This is a genomic window from Acidisphaera rubrifaciens HS-AP3, assembly GCF_000964365.1.
Classification (GTDB): domain Bacteria; phylum Pseudomonadota; class Alphaproteobacteria; order Acetobacterales; family Acetobacteraceae; genus Acidisphaera; species Acidisphaera rubrifaciens.
In genome coordinates this window covers 1-371 of the sequence record NZ_BANB01000468.1, presented here as the reverse complement: position 1 = coordinate 371, position 371 = coordinate 1, and the positions used below count along the sequence as shown (strand labels likewise).

1 pseudogene is annotated in these 371 nt (G+C 74.9%); it reads left to right on the top strand.

From position 1 onward, the window contains the following. Positions 1-92 precede the first annotated feature (92 nt). Positions 93-371 (top strand): annotated as a pseudogene (locus tag B8460_RS13145) (hypothetical protein); the annotation flags it as partial.

Below are 371 nucleotides of genomic sequence, written 5' to 3'. Positions count from 1 at the left end.
GGGCTGCTCGACCGGCTCGACGGCGTGCTGGCGGCGGCGCCGGCCGCGGCGCTGCTGGCGCTTTTGCTCGGCCGCGGGGTAAGTCTCTGGCAATGACGAGTCCGCATCCCTTCTCCCCGCTTTCGACCGCCGCCGCCCGCGCGCCGCGGACGGTGACCGTCCTCGGCAGCACCGGCAGCGTCGGCACCCAGACGGTCGATCTGCTGATGGGCCATCCCGACCGCTATCATGTCCGCGCCCTGATCGGCGGGCGCAACGCGACGCTGCTGGCCGAACAGGCGCGCGCGCTGCGGGCCGATTACGCGGTGATCCACGACGAGACGCAGGCCGCCGCGCTGGAGCGGGCGCTGGCCGGCAGCGGCGTGCGGGTC